The 23,777-nt window shown below is 71.4% G+C and carries 3 protein-coding genes; all 3 read right to left on the bottom strand.

The genetic code is table 11. The features are described from left to right. Positions 1-50 precede the first annotated feature (50 nt). From BCF44_RS18640 to BCF44_RS54740, 3 genes are read right to left on the bottom strand one after another with little or no spacing between them, the layout of a single operon-like run. Positions 51-8,474: a non-ribosomal peptide synthetase gene (locus BCF44_RS18640; protein WP_170217602.1), complete on the bottom strand. Its 8,424-nt coding sequence runs from the start codon at positions 8,472-8,474 to the stop codon at positions 51-53. Further along, the gene (locus BCF44_RS18635) at positions 8,475-17,330 is read right to left on the bottom strand and encodes a non-ribosomal peptide synthetase (RefSeq protein ID WP_170217601.1); all 8,856 of its coding nucleotides are present in this window, start codon (positions 17,328-17,330) and stop codon (positions 8,475-8,477) included. It abuts the gene before it with no gap. Further along, complete coding sequence (locus BCF44_RS54740; protein ID WP_170217600.1) at positions 17,327-23,761, bottom strand: non-ribosomal peptide synthetase; 6,435 nt, start codon at positions 23,759-23,761, stop codon at positions 17,327-17,329. Before BCF44_RS54740 ends, BCF44_RS18635 begins: the two co-directional genes overlap by 4 nt. Between the last annotated feature and the right edge of the window lie 16 nt (positions 23,762-23,777).

Here is a 23,777-nt window from a genome sequence, read left to right as displayed (position 1 = left end):
TCTCGTGCCGCTCGAGTTGTCGGGGCATCGTCCGGTGGTCGCGTCATCGGCTAGTCCCCCGTGAGTTCGCGGTTGATGGCCTGGAAGATCTCCGCCGCCGGCCCCGGCAGGTACATGTCGCCGTGCGCGCTCCGGATGTCGTGCCGGCGGATCGCGCCGCGGACGTGCGGCCGCCACAGTTCGGCGTAGTCGTCGCCGGCGTTCGGCGCCGCGGCGAAGAACAGCGCGTCGCCGTCGAAGACCGGCGAGGTGAATCCGGGCATCAGGGACGTCTGGTTGACCACCACCGCGACGGCGTTGGCCACGAAGGACTCGTACTCGTCCGCGCCGACGAGGCTGGTGAAGTGCTCCTCGAAGTACTCCCGGATCTCGGTCGGCGTGGGCGGCGCGATCGAGTTGAGGTACGTGCTCGGCACGCTGTCCAACAGCGCCAGCAGCCCGACCTCGTGGCCTCGCTGCCGCAGTTCCGCGGCCATCGCGTGGGCGATGGTGCCGCCGATGGACAGCCCCATCAGGTTGAACGGGCCCTCCGGCTGGACCCGCAGCACCTCGGCGACGTAGTCGGCCACCAGCTCGTCGAGCGATCCGGGTCGCGCCGTCCGCCCGTCGATGCCCTTCGCCTGCACGCCGTAAACCGGCCGGTCGGCCGGCACCAACGCGGCGAAACCCAGGTACACCCAGCACATTCCGCCACCGGGGTGGATGCACCACAGCGGTTCCCGATCCCCGTCCGGCTTGATCGGCAGCACCGCGGCGAACGGATCGGCGGTGTCGGCCGACCGCCCGTCCGACGCCAGATGGGCGGCCAGCTCCGCCACGGTCGGCGCCTGGAACACCAGCCGCATCGGCAGTTCGACGCCGAGCACCGTGCGGATCCGGTTGATGAGCCGGGTGGCGAGCAGGGAGTGTCCGCCCAGCGCCACGAAGCTGTCGTCGATACCGACGCGCGGCACACCCAGCACCTCGGCGAACAGCCCGCACAGGATGTCCTCCTGCGTAGTTCGCGCGGCCCGACCGGTGGGCAGGGCGGCGAAGTCGGGCGCCGGCAGGGCCCGGCGGTCGAGTTTGGCGCTGGGCGTCAGCGGCACATCGTCGATGAGCATCAGCGCCGACGGCACCATGTGACCGGGAAGACGTTCCACCAGGTGTTCCCGCACTCGCTCGGCGACCCCGTCGGCCCGGCCGGCCGCCGGGACCAGGTAGCCGACCAAACGCCGGTCGTCGGTCACCACCACGACGGCGCGGTCCACGTCGGCGTGCGCCGCGAGGGCGGTCTCGATCTCGCCCGGCTCGACCCGGAAGCCGCGGATCTTGACCTGGTCGTCCACGCGGCCGCGGAACATCAGTTCGCCGTCACGAGTCCACGCGACCACGTCACCGGTGCGGTACATGCGTTCGCCGGGCCGGCCGAACGGACAGGCCACGAACCGCTCTGCGGTCAGTGCCGACCGGCCGAGATATCCGCGCGCCACACCGGAACCCGCGATGTACAACTCCCCCGCCACACCGGTCGGAACCGGGCGCATGGCCGCGTCCAACACGTACACCGTGGTGTTCGGGATGGGATCACCGATCGGCGGGACACGGACGTCCGGCGTGAGCGGCCGGCTCATGGTGGCCGAGGCGGTGGACTCGGTGGGGCCGTACACGTTGACCATCCGGCGGTCGGCCGACCATCGCGCGATCAGCTCCGGCGACGTCACCTCCCCACCGACGACCAGGGACACCACGGTGGTCAGCGCATCGGATGGCATGACGTCCAGCACCGCCGGCGGGATCATCGCGTGGGTCACGCGGTGTGCCTCGATGACCCCGGCCAGCGGAGTCCCCGGTGCCAGTCGGTCGAGGTCGGCCAACACAACGGCGGCGCCGGACAGCAGCGCGGTGAACAGCTCGCACAGTGAGACGTCGAAGCTCGGCGAGGCGAGTTGCAGCATGCGGCTTTCCGGCGTCACCGCGAGCCGTTCGACGTGCGCGGCGGCCAGCGCGGCCACGCCGCGGTGGGTCACCGCCACGCCCTTCGGCCGGCCGGTGGAGCCGGACGTGTAGATGACGTAGGCGGTGTTGTCCAGCGTCGCGGCACTTGCCACCGGTTCACCATCCACTAGGGACTCTTCAACCCTCAAGGTGGCGATCGAGTTCTGGGCGATCGCCGCTTCGGTTTCGTCGTCCACAATCGCCAGTCCGGCGGCAGAGTCCTTGAGCACGAAAGCGATGCGCGCTGCCGGATAGGTGTGGTCCACCGGGAGGTATGCGCCACCCGCCTTCGCGACGGCCAGCAGGGCGACGACGAGTTCGGGCGACCGCCGCAGCGACACCGCCACCACGGACTCTGGCCCCACCCCGCGTCCGATCAGGGTGTGCGCCAGCCCGTTCGCCTGCTCGTCGAGCTCGCGGTAGGTCAGAACGCGGTCCTCGAAGACGACGGCCGTGGCGTCCGGGGTCGCGGCCACCTGCCGTTCGAACAGTGCCGCGATCGTGTCCTCGGGCACCTGCGGCGCGGGGTCGTGCACGGCCGGCGGCAGGCCCCGTCGGGCCGCGGCGTCCACCCGCCCGATCGGCAGGTCGGGATCGTCCGCCACCTGCCGTAGGACCTCCACGAAGCGCTCGGCGATGTCTCGTACGAAGTCCTGGTCGAACAGGTTTTCCTGGTACTGCACCGCCGCCTGGATGTCGGGGTCGGCGCCGACCGCCACGCCCAGCGGATAGTGGGTGCCGTTGGTCGAGCCGATGCCGGTGATCCGAATGCCCGCCTCGGCTCCGGCGTCGTCGATGCCGGCCTGATCGAACGGGTAGGACTCGAACACGACGACGGTGTCGAACAGCGAGGTGAGGCCGACTGCGCGCTGGATGTCGGCCAGCCCGACATGATGGTGGTCCAGCAACGCGCTCTGTCGGTCCTGCAACCGATTCAGCATCTGTCGGAGCGTGTCCCACGCGGTGAACCGCACCCGCACGGGCAGCGTGTTGATGAACAGTCCGACCACGGCGTCCACACCGGGCACCGCCGCCGGCCGGCCGGACACCGTGTTCCCGAACACGACGTCCTGACGTCCGGCGAGCCCGGCCAGCACGACGGCCCAGCTCCCCTGCACGATGGTGTTCAGCGTGACGCCGAGTTCGGCGGCCCGCCGAGTCAGCCGGCGGGACAGCTCGACCGGCACCGGAACGTCGAAGCCGGCGAGTTTCTCCTCCCCCGCCGCATCCTGCGCGAGCAACGTCGGCTCGTCGACGCCGTCCAACTCGTCAGCCCACGCCCGGGTCGACGCGGAACCGTCCTGTTCGGACAACCAGGTGAGGAAATCGCCGAACTGGCGGGCGGGCGGCAGCGCGTGACCGTCCGCGCCGTTCGCGTACAGGTCCAGCAGATCGCGCATCATCAGCGGGATCGACCAGCCGTCGAACAACGCGTGGTGAGCCGTGAACACCAGCTCGGACCTTTCAGGCTCCAGCCGCACCAGGCTCATCCGCACCAGCGGCGGTTCGGCCGGATCGAAGTGGGCCTCCCGGTCCCGTGCGAGCAGCCGCTCGAACGCCGCCGTCCGGTCCTCCGGGGACAACTCGCTCAGGTCGACGCCACGCCATGGCAGTCGAACGTCGTCGACGACGAGCTGCACGAGGTCGCCCATGGCGTTGGGCACGAACGCGACCCGCAGGCTCGCGTGCCGGTCGAGCAGCGCCTGCCCGGCCAGACGCATCCGGTCCGGGTCGATGTGTCCGGACACGTGCAGCACCAACTGCTCGTGATACGCGTCCGACGTCGCACCAGCCAGCGTCGTGTGGAACAGCAGGCCGGACTGCAACGGAGTCAGCGGCCACACATCGGTCAGCCCTGGGTAGCGCTTCTCCCACGCTTCGATCTCCCGTTGACGCACGGCCACCAGCGGGACGTCCGACGGGGTCAGGCCGCCCGAACCGGCCTCGCAGACGCGCCGGGCCAGCGCTTCGAGCGCGATCAGCCACAGCTCGGCGAGCTCCCGCACCTCGTCCGGTGCGAGCACGCCGGTGGGCGCGCCGAACAACGCGCGCAGGCGTGGCCCGTCCCGGGCGTCGTCGACCAGCGCATTGATCTCGATGGTCGCCATCGCCGGCAGGTCCGGGTCCGGCACCGAGATCCAGTCGGCGGTGTCGGCGGCCTCGGTCCAGCCCAGGCCTCGCAGGTGCTCGGGCATGTCCGCGGCGGAGAAGCGCCCGAGGTAGTTGAACGCGATCTGGCCATCGGGCCGGTCGCCCAGCACGGACGCGGTGTCCTCGTTGAGATGCCGCAGCAGCCCGTACCCGATTCCCTTGTCCGGCAACGCGCGCAGCTGCTCCTTGACCGACTTGACGATCGCGTCCGCGGCGCCGCCGCCGGCCAACGCGTCGTCGAGGTCGGCGTCCTCGATGTCCAGTCGGACCGGGAACATGCTGGTGAACCAGCCGACCGTCCGGGACAGGTCCGCACCCGGCATGATGTCCTCGGCGCGACCGTGGCCCTCCAGCCGGACCAGGACCGCGGGCTCGTGCACCCCTCGCCGCCGGCGCCAGGCGGTCACAGCCAGCGCCAGCCCGGCCAGCAGACCGTCGTCAACCCCGCCATGGAACGCCGTCGGCAGCGTCGTCAGGAGGGCCTCGGTCGTCGACACCGGCAGCTCGACCCACCGGTGCTCCACCGTGGACATCACGTCCACCGTGGGATCCAGTGGACGCGAGCCCAGCGGCGGATCCGGTGCGTCCACAATGGACTTCCACAGTGGCAGCTCGGCGACCCGTTCGGCCGATCGGGCCTGGTCGGCCAGGGCGTGCGCCCAGCGCCGGGCCGACGTCGCCACCGGTGGCAGCACCGGCGAACGACCGACCCGAACCTGATCCCACGCGGCCGCGAGATCCGGCAGCAGGATGCGCCACGACACCCCGTCCACGGCGAAGTGGTGCACCACCAGCAGCAACCGGCCCGCACCGGCTTCAGCCGGATCGAACCAGACGAACTGCGCCATCAGGCCGGCGGCCGGGTCGAGTCGCTTCGTCGCCGCGTCCAGCTCCGCCCGGGCGACTCGCAGCCACTCGTCGTCCCACCTACCGTGACAGCCCACCCGGCGCACAAGCTCGGCGACGTCGACCGACCCCGGCGGCCCCACCACGAGGCCTTCGTCCGGACCCGACAACAACCGAGAACGGAGCACGTCGTGCCGGTCCATCACCGCACCGAGCGTGGCGACGATGCCAGCGTGGTCGATGCCGGCCGGCAGGTCGACAACGACCGACATCGCGAACCGGTCGATCCCGCCGCCGAACTCGGTCAGGTATCGCGCGGCCGGGAGGAGCGGCGCCCATCCCACGCCACCACCGTCCAGCTCGGCCAGCACGCCGGTGGTGGCCCGGCCGTCCACGCGAGCGGCCAGTTCTGCCACCGTGCGGCATTCGAAGATCTCTCGTGGGGTGACCTCGACGCCGCGCGCCCGGGCCCGCGCCACCACCTGGATCGACCGAATGCTGTCCCCGCCGACGGCGAAGAAGTCGTCGTCGACGCCCACCCGGTCCAGGCCGAGAACCTCCGCGTACACCGCGGTCAGGTGCTCCTCGAGCGGCGAGCGGGGGCCACGGTACTCCGTGGCGGTGACGTCCGGTTCGGGCAGCGCGGACCGGTCCACCTTCCCGTTCGGGTCCAGCGGCATCCGGTCGATGACCACGAACGCCGCCGGCACCATGAACTCCGGGAGCCGGCCGCTGACGAACCGCCGCAGCTCCGTCGCCGACACCCACGCACCGGGATTGAGGCCGTCGGCGCTGCCGCGTCCCGCACCGGTGTCGACCGGAACCACGTACCCGACCAGCTGCGCGGTGCCGCGCCGTGAGCGGACGACGGTGATCGCCTCCGCCACGCGGGGATGCGCGACGAGCGCGGCCTCCACCTCGCCCGGTTCGATCCGGAAACCGCGGATCTTCAGCTGGGCGTCGTCGCGGCCCACGTACTCGAGCTGGTGCCCGGATGTCCATCGGACCAGGTCTCCGGTGCGGTACATCCGGTCGCCCGCCGGTCCGAACGGGTCCGCGACGAACCGGTCCGCGGTCAATCCCGGCCGACCGTGGTATCCGCGACCGACCGCGCCCGCCACGTACAGCTCGCCGACCACGCCGGGTGGCACCGGCACGAGCCCGGGTCCCAGCACATAGGTCCGCATGTTGCCCAGCGGGGCGCCGATCGGCACCCGACCCGTTCCGGTCCAGTCATCGGGCACGGTGAACGTGGTGGCGTAGAAGCTCTCGCTCTGCCCGTACGGGTTGATCACCCGGATTCCGGGGACGCGCTCGCGCACTCGCCGCACCAGCGCGGCCGACAGCGCGTCACCGCCGAAGACCACCGTGTCGGCCTCGATCTCACCGGGAATCTGGTCCAACAGCTCGGCGAACACCGACGGCACGGAGCTGATCACCGTGCCGGTCCACGTCGGACGCTCGCCGAGCGCGAGCACGTCGCGCAGCAGTTCGACCGCGCCGCCGGTGAACAGCGTGCTGAGGATCTCGAAGACGGACACGTCGAAGTTGATCGAGGTGCCCGCGAGCATCCGGGACTTCGGGCCGGCGCCGGTCACCCCGATCAGCCGCAGCACACCGTTCACGACGTTGCGGTGGGTGATGGCCACGCCCTTCGGCAGGCCGGTGGAGCCCGACGTGTACATGAGGAAGGCGACGTGATCCGGCCTCGGCCGGGCGACGTGGCTCGTCGGATCGGTGTGGTCCAGCCCGTCGACCATCAGCCGCGGTGTGTCGTCCTGGGGCAGCACGGCCGCGGCATCCGCGTTGGTGACGACCAGCGACGGACCCGCGTCGGCGAGGATGTGGGCCAGCCGTCCGCTCGGGTAACGCGGATCGATGGGGAGGTAACCCGCGCCGGCCTTGAGGATGCCCAGCAGCGCCACCACCAGGTCGGTGCAGCGCGGCAGCGCGAGGCCGACGACGGACTCCGGTCCGGCTCCCCGCCGGGCGAGCTCCCGAGCCAGGCGGTCGGCGCGTGCGTTCAATTCCCGATACGTCAACGATTCGCCGCCGACGACGAGTGCGACGGCGTCCGGCGTCGCGGTCGCCTGCCGTTCGAAGAGCTCGGGGATGGTGGCTTCCGGTGTGGGCGCGGCGGTGTCGTTCAGCCGGGTCAGCAGGAGTTCGCGTTCGCCGGGAACCAGCACGTCCACCAGTCCGATGCGACGGCTCGGTCCGGCCACCACCTGCCGTACGACGGCGGTGAACCGCGCGGCGAGCTTCTCGACCGTGCCGCGGTCGAACAGGTCGGTCGCGTACTCCAGGTGGCCGACCACCCCCAGACCGGGGATGTCGGCCATGTTGACGAAGAGGTCGAACTTGGCCGTGCCGGTGGCGGCCTGCTCGAGCGTGACGCGCAACCCGCGGAGCTCGAAGTCCTCCCGCACGAGGTTCTGCCACGCGAACATCACCTGGAACAGCGGGTGACATGCGGTGGACCGTGCCGGGTTGACCAGCTCCACCAGCCGCTCGAACGGTGCGTCCTGGTTGTCGTACGCGGCGAGCGCCTTGCCCCGTACCTGGTCCAGCACCTGCTCGAAGGTCGGGTTCCCGGACAGGTCGGCGCGCAGCACCCAGGTGTTGACGAAGAACCCGACGAGGTCGGCGAGGTCGTCGTCGGTGCGGCCGGCGATCGGCGACCCGATCGGGATGTCCTCGCCGCTGCCCATCTGGTGCAGCAGCACCGCGAGCGCCGCCTGGAGCACCATCGACGCGGTGGCGCCGCGTTCCCGCGCCAGCTTCTCCACCGCGGTCATCAGTTCCCGGTCGAACGAGAATTCCACGATGTCGCCGCGTCGGCCGGCCACCGGCGGCCGGGGTCGATCGGTGGGCAGCGGCAGCGGCTGCGGCACGCCGTCCAGCTCCGTCCGCCAGTACCGCACCTGCGCGGCAAGCAGGCTGTCCGGGTCGTCCTCGTCGCCGAGCAGTTCCCGTTGCCACAGCGCGTAGTCCACGTACTGCACAGGCAGTTCCGGCCACGCCGGCGCCACGCCGTCCCGACGAGCGGCGTACGCGGTGGCCAGATCCCGCGCCAGCGGCGCCATCGACTCGCCGTCGGTGGCGATGTGGTGGATCACCAGCGCCAGCACGTGTTCGTCGGGGCCACACCGGAACACCGTGGCGCGCAGGGGAATCTCGGCGGCCAAGTCGAACCGGTGGACGGCGGCGGCGGTGACCGCGTCCCGCACCCCGTCCGCCGCGACGTCCACCACGGGCAGCTCCAGCGCCACCTCCGTGATCGGCAGCACCCGTTGGAAGGGATTGCCGCCCTCGTCCTGGCCGATCACCGTGCGCAGGCTCTCGTGCCGGGCCACGACGTCCCGGATCGCGGCGTGCAGGGCCGTCAGGTCGAGCTCGCCGGTCATGCGCAGCACGAACGGGAGGTTGTACAGCGCGGACGGGCCCTCGAAGCGGTCGACGAACCACAGCCGGCGCTGCGCGAAGGACAACGGGATCATTTAGTGACCGCTCCTATCCATCCTGCGGACCCGGGGCCGTGCCGGGCGGGCGCCGTCCTCGACGGCGTTCGCCAGCTCGGCGACGGTCGGGTGCTCGAACAGCACCCTGATGGGCAGTTCGACGCCGAGCGACGTTCGCACCCGGCTGACGAAACGGGTGGCCAGCAGCGAATGGCCGCCCATGGCGAAGAAGTCGTCGTCGATGCCGACCCGGTCCAGACCCAGCACCTCGGCCATCAGCTCGCACAGGACCCGCTCCCCTGTGTTTCGTGGTGGACGTCCGGTCGACGTGGCGGCGTAGTCGGGCACCGGCAGCGCGCGCCGGTCCACCTTTCCGCTGGCGGTCAACGGAACCTCGGCGATCGGCACGACGGCCGACAACGTCATGTACTCCGGCAGCCGCTGCTGGAGGTAGCCGCGCAGGCCGGAGATCAGCGACCCGATCCGACGGGCGCCGGTCGGCGCGTTGACGAGCGTGCGGTCGGCGCGGTCCGACGGCGTGAAGACTCCGGTGACCACCTGGCCGGCCACGGGGCCGTCCGGGAGCACGACGGCGTCGAAGTGCTCGACGGAGCCGGTGGCCCAGGTGGCCGCCACTCCCCAACCAAGACCGTCGGCCCAGTCCTGGAGATCCTGCGGATCGACCGCCAGGGCTGTGGCGGCGTCGAGTTCCGCCGCCAGGCGTGCGTTGGGCATGCGGGTGACACGGACCGGTCCGCTCTCACGGCAGATTTTCGCCAGCCCGTCGAGGGAGTCGGCCTGCCACCCCCACACCACCACGGGCAAGTTCGCCAGATCCCGCCGTGCGGCGGGCGCCTTGTGCAGCACGACCTCGTAGCGGTGGCGGGTCAGCTCGTTGTGCGCCCGGCCGGGCTTCAGCCGGACGTCGACCTGCACGTCGTCGTGCTGGGCGGCCCAACGCACGAACCACTCCGGGTCGAGCAGAAGTTCCTTCTCCGTCAACAGGGATTGTTCCACCACGGCCCGTACCGTGGCCGGCGTCGCGGCCGGGTTGTGGGCGCGGTGCACGGCGGCCCGCAGCGCGCGCAGCGATCCCAGGTAGCGCACGTCGCCGATCACCACGCGACCGCCCGGAGCGAGGACCTCCAGCGCCCGCGTCAGCACGCGGTCCAGGTAGCGGGCGTCCGGGAAGTACTGCGCCACCGAGTTCAGCACGACCGTGTCGAAGCCCTCGGCCGGCAGTCCGGACGTGTCGTCGGCGGGCTGGCACCGCAGCCGAACCCGATCCGACCACCCGGCGCGGTCCACCTGCCGGCGCAACTCGTCGAGCACGGGTGCGGAGAAGTCGGTGCCCCAGTACTCGTCCACAGCCGGCACCAGGTGGGCCAGGAGCAGCCCTGATCCGACACCGAGCTCCAGAACACGGCGCGGCGACCATCGGAGGACGTGGCTCACCGCGGCGTCCCGCCAGTCACGCATCTGCGCCGTCGGGATCGGTTCGCCGGTGTAGCTGGAGTTCCAGCCGGTGAAGTCCTCGCCCCAGGCGGCCGGCGTGGCGTCGGCGTACGTCTGGTCGTACACCTGCTTCCACTCGTCGACCTGCTCGTCCGCGCCGCCGTCCGAGTCGTCGACGTCGGGCACGACATAAGCGACGAGCCGCTGGTCGCCCGGCTGGTCCTCGCGGGCGATGACAGTGGCCTGGGTGACGTGCGGATGCGCCATCAGCATGGTCTCGATCTCGCCCGGCTCGATCCGGAACCCGCGGACCTTCACCTGGAAGTCGACGCGTCCCAGGTAGGTCAGCGCGCCGTCCTGCCGCCAGGCGACCACGTCCCCGGTCCGGTACATGCGCTCCCCGGGCGTGAACGGGTTGGCCACGAACCGTTCGGCGGTCAGCCCGGACCGTCGCACGTAACCCCAGGCCAGCTGGACGCCGGCCAGGTACAGCTCGCCCCGCACCCCCGGCGGCACCGGACGCAACGCCGCATCCAGCACGTACACCTGCGTGTTCCACACCGGCGTCCCGATCGGCACGCCGGCGCCGGTGGCGTCGAGCTCAGGCTGGTACTGCCAGGCCGTCACCTCGACGGCGGCTTCGGTCGGGCCGTAGAGGTTGTGCAGCTCGACCTGTGGCAACACGGTCGCACAGCGCTGGGCCAGCTCGGTCGACAACGCCTCGCCGGCAGCCTCGATCCGCCGGAGGGTCCGGCATTCGGCGGCCGACGGCTCGGCCAGGAAGGTGGCCAATGTGGACGGCGCGAAGTCGACGTCGGTGATGTCCCGCTCCTGGATCAGCCGGGCCAGGTACGCCGGGTCCTTGTGCCCGTCCGGGCGGGCGATCACCAGGGCAGCGCCGACCTGGAGCGGCCAGAACAACTCCGGCACGGACACGTCGAAGCCGACGGAGGTCTTCAGCAGCATCCGATCGCTGCCGCTCATTCCGTAGCGGCCCTGTCCCCATCGGATCCGGTTCATGATCGACCGGTGCGGGACCGCCACGCCCTTGGGCCGGCCCGTCGACCCGGAGGTGTAGATGATGTACGCGGCGTGGTCGGCCGACATCGGGACAGCCGGATCCTCGTCGGGGTGGGCCGACACGTCCGGGACGCTTTCGATCACCAGTGCCGGCGACGCGTCCTCGACCATCCAGGCCACCCGCTCCGGCGGGAGATCGACCTCCATCGGCAGGAAGGCCGCGCCCGCCTTCACCACACCGTAGATCGCCACCAGCAGGTCGAACGACCGCGGCAGCCGAACTCCGACGACCGCGCCGGGGCCGACGCCGCGGTCGATCAGCCAGTGGGCGAACCTGTTGGCCCGAGCGTTGAATTCGCCGTAGGTCAGCGTTTCCGCATCGAAGATCAACGCGACCTGTCCGGCGCCCAGCCGCACCTGCGCCTCGAATGCGGCATGTAGCGTGGCGGGCGGGACGGCGTGCGCGGTCGCGTTCCACCCGGCCACTGCCAACTCCCGCTCGGCGACCGCCAGGACGTCGACCTGTGCCACCCGGCGGTCGGGATCGGCGACGAACTGCTCCAGGACGCGGCACAGCCGGTCCGCGATCTCCAGCACGAACTCGTGCTCGAAGACATCGTGCTGATACTGCAGGGCAATTCGCGGGTTCGGGTCCGCGTCCGCGGTGACGGTCAGCGGGTAGTGCGTGCCGCTGTACGGGGTGAGGCCGGTGATCGCCACGCCGGCCGCGGTGTTCGCGGTGCTGATGCCGACGTGGTCGACCGGGAAGGACTCGAACACGACCACCGTGTCGAACAGCACGGTCAGTCCGGTGGCCCGGTGGATCTCGGTCAGCCCGACGTGGTGGTGGTCCAACAGCGCGGCCTGTCGGTCCTGGAGCTCACGCAGCAACCCGCCGATCGACTGCTCCGGCGCGCACCGCACTCGGACCGGAACGGTGTTGACGAACAGCCCGACCATGGAGTCCACATCGGACAGATCGGCGGGACGGCCGGACACCGTAGCGCCGAAGACCACATCCTGGCGGCCGGTCAGCCCGCCCAGCACCAGCGCCCACGCGCCCTGCACGACGGTGTTCACCGTGACGCCGAGTTCGGCGGCGCGCCGGGCCAGTCCCTCGGCGGTCGATGCCGTCAGCGGCACGTCGACCTGTCCGATGTCGCCGCTGTCCGAACCGGCCTCCGACCCGCCGGCGAGCAGTGTGGGCTCGTCGATCCCGTCCAACTCGCTGAGCCAGGCCCGGGTGGCCGCGTCGCGGTCCTGCCGGGCCAGCCAGCCGAGAAAGTCCCGGTATCCCCGCGCCCGGGGCAGCGCGGCCGCGTCACCGCTCGATCCGTAGAGCTGCAACAGGTCCCGCATGAGCAGCGGCACCGACCAGCCGTCGAACAGCACGTGGTGGGCGGTGACGACCAGCTCGGAACGCTCGGGGCCGCACGTGACGAGAGACATCCGCACGAGCGGCGGGCTGGCCAGGTCGAAATGCGCGTTGCGGTCGTCGACCAGGAACCGGTCGACCGCTTCGGGGCCCTGGTCGCTCAGGTCGAGGTGCCGCCAGGGCAGCGCGGCCCGGTCCGGCACCACCTGCACATGATCACCGGCGGCGTTGGCCGCGAACGCGACGCGCAGGTTGGCGTACCGGTCGAGGATCGCCTGGCCGGCGGCGCGCATCCGGGCCGGATCCACGGTTCCGGACAGGTGGAACACCAACTGCATGTGGTACGCGTCGAACTTCGCGTCGGCCAGCATCGCGTGGAACAGCAACCCGGACTGCAACGCGGTCAGTGGCCACACGTCGACCACTCGGGGATACCGCTTCTCCCACGCGTCCAGTTCGCTCTGCCCGACCGACACCAGCGTGACGTCCGACGGGGTCAGCCCGCCGGCGTCCGGTTCGACCGCGTGCCGGGCCAGCCCGGCGAGCGCCGCGCACCACAGGTCGGCGATCTCCTGGACCTCCTCCCGGGCGAGGACGCCGGTCGGGAAGGACAGCCTGGCCTCCAGCTGCGGGCCCTGTTCGGTGTCGGTGACCAGCGCGTTGACGTCCAGCGTCGACAGCGCGGGCATGTCCTCGTCCGGACGCGCGACCAGTTCTGAGCAGCCGGGGGTCTCCGTCCAGCCCAGGCCCCGCAGCTCGGTCGGCATGTCGGTGGCCGAGAAACGGCCCAGGTAGTTGAAGGCGATCTGCCCGGTCGGGTAGCCACCGAGGATCGCGGCGGTGTCGTCGTTCAGGTAGCGCAGCAGCCCGTAGCCGATGCCCTTGTCCGGCACGGCGAGAAGCTGCTCCTTGACCGACTTCACCAGCCGGCCCGCGGCGGGACCGCCGGCGAACGCCTCGTCCAGGTCCGTGAGTGTCGTGCGCAGTCGGACCGGGAACATGCTCGTGAACCAGCCGACGGTGCGGGAAAGGTCCGCGCCGGGAACGATGCCTTCCTCGCGACCGTGTCCCTCCATTCGCACGAGCACCGACGGTTCGGACTCGCCTCGCACCCGCCGCCACCTGGTCACTGCCAGCGCCAGCGCGGCCAGCAGCCCGTCGTTCACGCCGCTGTGGAACACCGCCGGCACTCGGGTGAGCAGAACGTCGGTCACGGATGCCGGCAGCCGCACCCAGAGATGCTCCACAGTGGACGTCACGTCCACCGTGGGATCCAGTTCTCGCAAGCCGAGCAGCGGGTCGGGGCCGTCCAGCACGGAGCGCCAGAACGGCAGTTCCGCCACGCGCTCCTTCGACGCGTCCATCAGTGCGTCCGTCCAACGGCGGGCCGACGTCAGGACGTCCGGCAGCACCGGGGTCCGCCCGGCACGCACCTGCTCCCAGGCCTGCGCGAAGTCCGGCAACAGGATTCGCCAGGACACGCCGTCGACCACGAAGTGATGCAGGACCACCAGCAGGCGGCCCGGGTCGAACCAGACGAACTGGGCCATACGACCGGCCGCGGGGTCGAGGCGCCCCGTCGCGGCGTCCAGCTCGACGGCCGCCAGTTCCTCCCAGTTACCCCGGAGGGGTATCCGGCGGATCAAGGTCCGGACGTCGACCGACCCGGGCGGGTCGGCCCGCAGGCCGTTGGACTCCAGGCGGGACCGGAGGATGTCGTGGCGGTCCACCACGGCGCCGATGGTCGCGACGAGCCCGTCCTCGTCGATGCCGTCCGGCAGGTCGAGCACCATCGACATGGAGAACCGGTTGATGCCGCCGCCCAGTTCGGTCAGGTACCGGGCCACCGGCAGCAGCGGCATCCAGCCCACGCCGGACCCCTCCGGTTCCGGCGCCGGCGACGTGTCGGCGCGGCCGGCCACCACCGCCGCCAGCTCAGCGACGGTGCGGCACTGGAAGATCTCCCTGGGGGTCACCTCGACGCCTCGCGCCCGGGCCCGCGCCACGACCTGGATCGACCGGATGCTGTCCCCGCCGACCGCGAAGAAGTCGTCGTCGACGCCCACCTCGTGCAGGCCGAGAACCTCCGCGTAGACGTCGGCGAGGACCTGCTCCTCGGTCGTCAGCGGCGCGCGGTAGGCCGCGTTGCGGTACTCCGGGTCCGGCAGCGCCGCGCGGTCGAGCTTGCCGTTGGGCGCCAACGGAAGCCGGTTCAACATCACGAACGCGGCCGGCACCATGAACTCCGGCAGCCGCTCCGCCGCGAAGGTCCGCAGCTCGGCGGCGGACACACCGGCTGTCAGGTCGAGGTCGAGTTCGCCGAGGCTGGCCACGGTGCCGATGCGGGCGGCCGAGCTCGGCAGCACATAGCCGACCAGCCGCGTGCCGCCAGGTCCTGGGCGCGCGGCCACCACCGCCTGGGCCACACCGGGGTGCGTGGTGAGAACCGCCTCGACTTCGGCCACCTCGATCCGCTGTCCACGGATCTTGAGCTGCTGATCGTCCCGGCCGACGTACTGGAGCTGGCCGTCGGCGGTCCAGCGCGCGAGGTCGCCGGTGCGATACATGCGGGATCCGGCCGGTCCGAGCGGATCGGCCACGAAGCGCTCGGCGGTCATCCCGGCGCGGCCGTGGTAGCCCCGCCCGACCTCGCCGGCAACGTACAGCTCGCCCACCACACCCGGCGGCACCGGTCGCAGCCCTGGTCCGAGCACGTAGGTCCGCATGTTGCCCAGCGGCGTGCCGATCGGCGTGCTTGCGTCGAGGTCTGATGTGGCCGTGTCGGGAACGGCGAACGCGGTGGCGTAGAAGCTCTCGCTCTGGCCGTAGGCGTTGACAACACGGACGCCGGGGAACGCATCGCGCACTCTTGTCACCAGCGCCGGGGGCAGTGCCTCACCGGCGAACACCAGGACGTCCACCGCGGTGCGACCGGCGATCTGGTCCACCAGCTCCGCGAACACCGACGGCACGGAGTGGATCACCCCGCCCGACCAGCTGTCCCGCTCCGCGAGCTCCAGCACGTCCCGGACGACCTCGACGGTCCCGCCGACACTCAGCGGCGTGACGATCTCGAACACCGACACGTCGAAGTTGACCGAAGCCCCTGCCAGGACCTTCGCCCGCGGCCGGACCGGGACGGCGGCGGCCAGCCGCGTGATCCCGTTGACCACGCCGCGATGCGTGATCCCGACTCCCTTCGGGGTTCCGGTCGAGCCGGACGTGTACATCACATAGGCAAGGTTGTCCGGCCCCGGGCCGCCCGCCGGCGCACCTGGGTCGGCGCCAGTCAGGTCGACGTCGTCGAGCAGCAGCACCGGAATGTCGTTCGGGAGCACCGGCTGGGCCTCGGCGTCGATCAGCACGAACTGGGGCCGAGCATCGTCGAGGATCTGGTCGAGGCGACGGCTGGGATACCGAGGGTCGATCGGAACGTACGCGGCCCCCGCCTTGAGGATCCCCAGCAGTGCCACCACCAGATCGGCCGAGCGCGGCAGGGCGAGGCCGATCAGGGCCTCCGGGCCGGCACCGTGAGCAACCAGCGCATGCGCCAGCCGGTTCGCGCGGGCATTGAGCTCCCGATAGGTCAGCGAGGTGCCAGCGCACTCGACCGCGACAGCCTCCGGCGTCACCGCGACCTGCCGTTCGACCACGCCCGCTGCGGTCAGATCCGGCGTCGGTGCCGCCGTGTCGTTCACGCCGGCCAACATGATTCGCTCCGCCGGCGTGAGCACGTCGATGACGTTCACCGACGCGCCTGGATCGGCCGCGAACCCGCGCAGGACGTGCAGGAACCGTGCGCAGATGTCCGCCACGGTGCCGCGGTCGAACAGGTCGGTGGCGTACTCCAGGCTGCACCGCAGGCCGTCGCCGGGATCCGGGGAGAAGTTGAACTCCAGGTCGAACTTCGCGGTCCGCGTCCACACCGGCTCCAGCCGCGCGGCGACGTCCGGCATGTCGAGGTCGAGTCCCGGGGCGGTCTGCCAGGTGAACATCACCTGGAACAGCGGGTGGTACGCGCGCGACCGCTCCGGGTTCAGGGCCTCCACGAGCCGTTCGAAGGGCAGGTCCTGGTTGTCGTACGCGCCGAGCGCCTTGTCGCGGACCCGGTCGATCAGCGTCTCCGCCGACGGGTTCCCGGACAGGTCGGCCCGCAGCACCCACGTGTTCACGAAGAACCCGACGAGGTCGGCGAGTCCCTCCTCACCGCGACCGGCGATCGTGGAACCGATGGGGATGTCCATGCCGCCGCCGAGCAGGCACAGCAGGGCGGCCAGCGCGGCCTGCATCGCCATCGCCGCCGTAGCGCCCCGCGAACGGGCCAGCTCCGTCACCTCGGTCAGCAGGTCGCCGGGGACCACGAACTCGACCAGGTCGCCCCGGTGGCTCGCGGACGATGGACGCGGCCGGTCCGTCGGCAGCGGCAGTTGGGCGGGCGCGCCGGCGAGTTCGTCACGCCAGTGCCGGAGCTGGGTGGCCAGCACGCTGCCCGGATCCTGGTCGTCGCCGAGCAGTTCCCGTTGCCACAGCGTGTAGTCCGTGTACTGGACGGCCAGTTCCGGCCACTCGGGAGCGGTCGAACGCAACCGCGCGGTGTAGGCCGCGGCCAGGTCGCGGCCCAGTGGCGCCATCGACTCGCCGTCGGCCGCGATGTGGTGGAGCACCAGAACCAACACATGCTGCTCCGGTCCGGAACGCAGCAGGAACGCCCGGACCGGGGCTTCCCTGGACAGGGTGAACCGGTAGTCCGCCGCCTCGGCCACCACGGCGTCCACATCCTGCGGCTGCACGTCGACGACCGGCACGGTCGGCAGCGACGGATCGACCGGCAGCACCTTCTGCTCCGGAACGCCGGACTCGTCTTCGACGAGCACCGTGCGCAGGCTCTCGTGCCGCGCGACGACATCACGTACCGCGAGGGTCAGCGCGGCCACGTCGAGCGGGCCGGTGAGCCGCAGCAGGAAGGGCAGGTTGTAGGTCGCCGACGGCCCGTCGAAGCGGTCGATGAACCACAGCCGGCGCTGCGCGAAGGACAGGGGGATCACGGCGATTCCACTCCTCGGTCGGTCATCTTGCGCAGGCGTGGCCGGCTCGCGGCGGCCGCGGCGGTGTCGAGTTCGCGGGCCAGCTCGGCGACCGTGCGGTGCCGGAACACGGTCCGGATCGGCACCTCGACGCCGAGCGTCGCCCGCAGCCGGCTGACCAGGCGGATCGCCACCAGCGAATGTCCGCCCAGCTCGAAGAAGTCGTCGTCGACGCCGACCCGGTCCAGGCCGAGCACCTCGGCGTACAGGCCGCACAGCACGTCCTCGCCCGGGGTCCGCGGCGCGCGGTACCCGCGGTGGGCGGCCGCCGGCTCCGGCAGCGCCTTGCGGTCCAGCTTTCCGTTGGGCAGCAAGGGAAAGCCGTCCAACTCGACGAATGCCGACGGCACCATGACGTCCGGCAGCCGCTCGGACACGAACTCCCGCAGGCCGTCCACCGGGCCGCCGGCGACGACGTAGGCCACCAATCGCTTGGCCGTGCTCGCGCCGCGGCCCGCGCGGGCCAGGACGATCGCCTGGCTGACGTCGGGATGCGCGGCCAGCACGGCCTCGACCTCGGCGGGCTCGACGCGGACACCGCGGATCTTCACCTGCGTGTCGTCCCGCCCCAGGTATTCCAGCGGACCGTCGGGGCGCCAGCGGGCGCGGTCGCCCGTGCGGTACATCCGGGATCCGGGCGGCCCGAAGGGATCCGCGACGAACCGGTCTGCGGTCAGATCCGGACGACGGTGGTAGCCGCGACCTACCGAGGCCCCGGCGACGTACAGCTCCCCGGCCACTCCCGGTGGCACCGGGGCGAGGCCGGGGCCGAGCACGTAGGCACGCACGTTGTCCAACGGCGTGCCGATCGGCAGCACGGCGCCGTCCCAGCCGTCCGCGGCGGCGAGGGAGAAGGTGGTGGCGTAGAAGGTTTCGCTCTGCCCGTAGCCGTTGACCACTCGGACCCCGGGGATCGCGTTCCGGACTCGCCGCACCAGCGAGCCGGGCAGCGCCTCGCCGGCGAACACCAGGGTCCGCACGTCGATCGAGCCCGCCAGCTCGTCCAGCAGCTCGCCGAAGACCGTCGGCACCGAGCTGATGACGCCGCCCGACCAGCCGCCCCGAAGTCCGAGAACCGACACGTCCCGAACCAGCTCGACGGTGCCGCCGGTGCAGAGCGTCGAGAAGATCTCGAAGACCGACACGTCGAAGTTGACCGACGTCGCCGCCAGCATCCGCGAACCCGGCGGCACTCCCAGGCTGGCCACGAGTCCCGGCACGCAGTTGGTCACGTTTCGGTGCGTGATCAGCACGCCCTTCGGGCGGCCGGTCGACCCGGAGGTGTACATCGCGTAGGCGACGTCGTCCGGGCTGAGCGGCCGAATCCGGTCCGTGTCGACGGGGTCGTGCGCGTGACGGCCAGCGATCCGGGCCGGGGGCAGCAGGGGGACGTCGTTGTCGGGCAGCACGTCCCGGGTCGACGCATCGGCGACGGTGAGGGACGGGCCGGCGTCGCGGATGATGTCCGCCAGCCGAGAGCTCGGGTACGCCGGGTCGACCGGCAGGTACCCGGCGCCGGACTTGAGCACTCCCAGCAACGTCACGATCAGGTCGGCCGTTCGCGGCAACGCGACCGCCACCAGCGACCCCGGCCCGATGCCGAGCGCGATCAGGCCGTGCGCCGACCGATTCGCCCGGTCGTTGAGTTCACCGAAGGTGAGTTCACCGTCCTCGGTGACCAGCGCCACGGCGTCCGGCGTCGCGCTGGCCTGCCGCTCGAACCGGTCAGGGATCGTCTCCCCTGCTGCCGGCTCACCGACCGCTGGCAGCAGCCGGCTCCGCTCCAAGGGCGTGAGCAGGTCGACCCCGTCGACCCGTCGCTGCGGGTCGGAAGCAAGCTCCGCCAACACCGCTGCGAATCGTTTGGCGATGGACGCGGCGGTGTCGTGGTCGAACGCTGCGAGTTGGTGGTGCAGCACGAGCCGGAGGGAGTCGTTGCCGGGTAGGGCCAACACGGTCAGCGGGTAGTGCGTCGTGACGAAGAGGTCCAGCCCGGTGAAGGCGATTCCGGCCTCCTCGCTCGCCGCCTCCATGCCGGCGCCGTCGAGCGGGAAGGACTCGAAGGCGACGTAGGTGTCGAACAGCGCGGGTAGCCCGGTGGCCCGCTGGATGTCGGCCAGCGGATGGTGGTGGTCTTCGAGCAGCGTGCTCTGCCGCTGCTGCAAGCCGGCCATCAGTTCGGCGAGCGTGTCGCCCGGCTGCCACCGCACCCGCACCGGCACCGTGTTGAGGAACATCCCGACCATGGACTCCGCGCCGGCCAGTGTGGGCGGCCGGCCCGCCACCGTGGCCCCGAAGGCGACATCCCGTCGGCCGGTCAACTGTCCCAACAGGACCGCCCAAGCGCCTTGGACCACGGTGTTCAGCGTGACGCGCAGCTCGGCGGCGCGGTCGGACAGCCTCCGGGCGACGTCGGGCGCCATCGGAACGTCGATCGCCCCGATGCCCGATTTCGCGCCGCTGACGCCGGAGGCGAGCATCGTCGGCTCGTCGAATCCCTGGAACTCCTCGGCCCAGACGCGGGATGACGCGTCGCGGTTCTGCCGTCGCAGCCACGCCAGAAAGTCCCGGTAGCCGCGCGCCGGCGGCAGTTCCGAACCGTCTCCGTCGCGAGCGTAGAGCCGCAGCAGGTCCCGCATCATGACCGGAATCGACCAGCCGTCGAACAGCACGTGATGCGACGTCAGCACGAGCTCCCACCGGTCCTCCGCCATGCGGACGAGGGCCAGCCGCAGCACCGGCGGCGCCGTCAGATCGAAGGGCGTGGACAGCTCCTCGGCCAGAACTCGCCGCAGCGCCTCAGCCTGGCGCTCCTCGCCGCTCAGATCGACTTCCCGCCATGGCAGGACGACGCCGTCGACGACGAGTTGCACGAGATCGCCTGCGGTGTTGGGCACGAACGCCGCGCGCAGGCTGGCGTGCCGGTCGAGCAGCGCCTGGCCGGCCGCGCGCAGCCGGCGCGCGTCGACCGGCCCGGACAGCCGCAGCGTGTACTGCACCCGGTAGGCGTCCCGACTCGGATCGTCCACAAGGGACTCGAACAGCAAACCGTTCTGGAGCGGCGTCAGCGGCCACACGTCGGCCAGTACCGGAAAGCGCTCCTCCCACGTGTCGATCTCGCCCTGGCTCACCCTGTCCAGCAACACGTCCGACGGGGTCAACCCGCCGGCGCCGGGCTCGGCGGCATGCCTCACCAGCCCGTGCAGGGCCGCGCACCAGAGGTCGGCGAGCTCCTCGACGTCGGTCGGGGACAGCACACCGGTCGGCGCGGCGAACACCGCGCGGAGCCGGGGGCCGTCGGCAGAGTCGGTGACGGTGGCGTTGATGTCGATCTCGCAGGGTGCGGGCATGTCCGGGCCGTGCGCCGCGTCGAGCTCGGCGAGTTCGACCAGTTCGTCCGTCCGCGTCCAGCCGAGCCCGCGCAGGCTCTCGGGCATGTCGGCAGCGGAGAACCGCCCCAGGTAGTTGAATCCGATCTGTCCCAGTGGGAACTCCCGCAGCACCGCGGCGGTCTCGGGATTCAGGTGCCGCAGCAGTCCGTAGCCGATGCCCCGGTCGGGCACCGCCAGCATCTGCTCCTTGACCGTCTTGAGCGCCGTCCCGGCGGCGGTGCCGCCGGCGAACGCGTCGTCGAGGTCGATCCCGGACAGGTCGAGCCGGACGGGGAAGACGCTCGTGAACCACCCCACGGTGCGGGACAGGTCCGCGCCGGCCACCGTCTCCTCCTCGCGCCCGTGCCCTTCCAGCCGCAGCAGCGTGGTTGGCTCGTCCACTCCCCTGGCGCGACGCCACTTCGTGACCGCCAGCGCCAACCCCGCCAGCAACCCGTCGTCGACCCGACCGTGAAACGCCGCCGGCACCGTCGTCAGCACCGCCTCGGTCACGGACACCGGCAACTCCACGGAAACCCTGTGCACCGTGGACATCACGTCCGTGGCCCGGTCGAGCCGGCGGACACCCAGCGCCGGGTCAGGTCCATCCACGATGGACCGCCATAACGGGAGCTCCGCCGACCGGCGGGCTGTGTGCGCCTCGGTCATCAGGTCCTGCGCCCACCGGCGCATCGACGTCGGCACCGGAGACAGGGACGGCTCCCGACCGGCCCGCGCCTGCTTCCAGGCCATCGCGAGGTCGGGCATCAGGATGCGCCAGGACACGCCGTCGACCACGAGGTGGTGCAGGGCCATCAGCAGCCGCCCCGGCCCCGGCTCGGTCGGGGCGAACCACACGAACTGGGCGACGATCCCGGCCGACGGATCCAGCCGGCCGGCCGCCGCCTCCAGCTCGCGCAGCGCGAGCCCACGCCAGGCCTCGCCGTCCCATCGCCCGTCGCACTCGACACGGTGGATGAGCTGGTCGACGGCGACGGAACCCGGCGGGTCCACCACCATGCCGTCGGCCACCAGCCGCGACCGCAGCACGTCGTGCCGATCCAGCACCGCGGTGAGCGTGCGCGTGAGGCCGGCCGCGTCGACGCCCTCCGGCAGCTTGAGCAGCACGGCCTGGAGGAACCGCTCGAATCCCCGCCCGAGTTCGCGGTACCACCGGGCGACCGGCAACTGCGGCATCCACCCGACGCCGTCGTCGTGCGCGGCCGGCGCGGTTCCGGCGCCGTGCCCATCGGTCGCCACTGCCGCGAGTTCGGCGACGGTTCGGTGCCGGAAGATCTCGCCCGCGCTCACCACGACGCCGTGTGCCCGTGCGCGCGCCACGACCTGGATGGCCTGGATGCTGTCGCCGCCCACGAGGAAGAAGTCGTCGTCGACGCCCACCTGGGGCCGTCCGAGCACCTCCGCGAACGCGGCCGCCAGGATCTCCTCCCTGGGAGTGCCGGGTGCGCGGTAGGTCTGGTCCGCGAAGACCGGTGCCGGCAACGCGCCCCGGTCCACCTTCCCGCTCGGCGTCAGCGGAAACCGTTCCAGTGCCACGAATGTGGCGGGGACCATGAACTCCGGCAGGCGTCGGCGGAGGAAGTCGCGCAGCTCGGCCGCGCTGGGACCGGTGCGGAAGGCGAAGTCCGCGGCCTCGGTGGCAGCCGGCACGACGTAGCCGACCAGCTGGGTGCGGCCGCGGTCGGCGCGGGCGACGACGGTGGCCCCGGCGATCCGGGGATGGGCCAGCAGCGCCGCTTCGATCTCCGCGGGCTCGATCCGGAAACCGCGCACCTTCACCTGGAAATCGGCCCGGCCGACGTACTCCAGGGCGCCGTCGTCACGCCAGCTCACCACGTCCCCGGTCCGGTACATCCGCTCGCCAGGCGTGAACGGGTTGGCCACGAACCGCTCCGCCGTCAGCGCCGTGCGGTTCAGGTACCCCGACGCCAGCTGCACGCCGGCCAGATACAGCTCGCCGCGAACCCCGGGGGCCACCGGCCGTAACGCGGAGTCCAGCACGTACACCCGGGTGTTCCACACCGGCCGACCGATCGGCACGCCCGCCCCGGCGTCGGACGCCGGTTGGTACTGCCATGCGGTGACCTCGACGGCAGCCTCGGTCGGCCCGTAAAGGTTGTGCAGCTCCACCCACGGCAGCACGGCGGCGCACCGCTGGGCCAGCTCCGTGGTAAGCGCCTCGCCGGCCGCCTCGATCCGGCGCAGGCTCCGGCACTGCGCCGCCGCCGGCTCGGCCACGAAGGCCGCCAGCATGGACGGGACGAAGTCGATGTCCGTGACGTTCTGCTCGCGGATCAGGCCGGCGAGGTACTCGGGATCCTTGTGGCCGTCCGGACGCGCAATCACCAGCACGCCGCCTACCAGCAGCGGCCAGAACAGCTCGGGCACGGACACGTCGAACCCGACGGACGTCTTCAGCACCATCCGGACCTCGCGGCCGATGCCGTACTCGGCGTGGCCCCACACGATCCGGTTCACGATCGACCGGTGCGACACCACCACGCCTTTGGGCCGACCGGTCGATCCGGACGTGTAGATCACGTAGGCGGCGTGGTCGGCCGACACGCGGACGCCGGGGTTCTCGGCGGGGTACCCCGCCGCGTCCGGCATCTCCTCGATCACCAGCGCGGGCTCCGCGTCGGCGACCATCCAGGCCACGCGCTCGGCGGGCAGATCGGTCTCCATCGGCAGAAACACCGCGCCTGCCCGCACGATCGCGTAGATCGCGACCACCAGGTCGAAGGACCGGGGTAGGCGCACTCCCACCACCGAACCCGGCTCCACACCGTTGTCCAGCAGCCAGTGGGCGACCCGATTCACCCGGGTGTCGAACTCGCCGTAGGTCAATGTCCGGCCTTCGAAGACCACGGCCGGACGGTCCGCGCCGCGGGCCACCTGCCGCTCGAAGACCGCGCCCAGGGTCGCGTCACGAACTCCGTACGACGTCTCGTTCCACCCCACGACGACGCGTTCCCACTCGGCGCCAGACAACACGTCCATCTGCACAACACCATCC

Source organism: Kutzneria buriramensis (genome assembly GCF_003387475.1).
GTDB lineage: Bacteria > Actinomycetota > Actinomycetes > Mycobacteriales > Pseudonocardiaceae > Kutzneria > Kutzneria buriramensis.
This window is presented reverse-complemented; position numbering and strand designations above follow the sequence as displayed.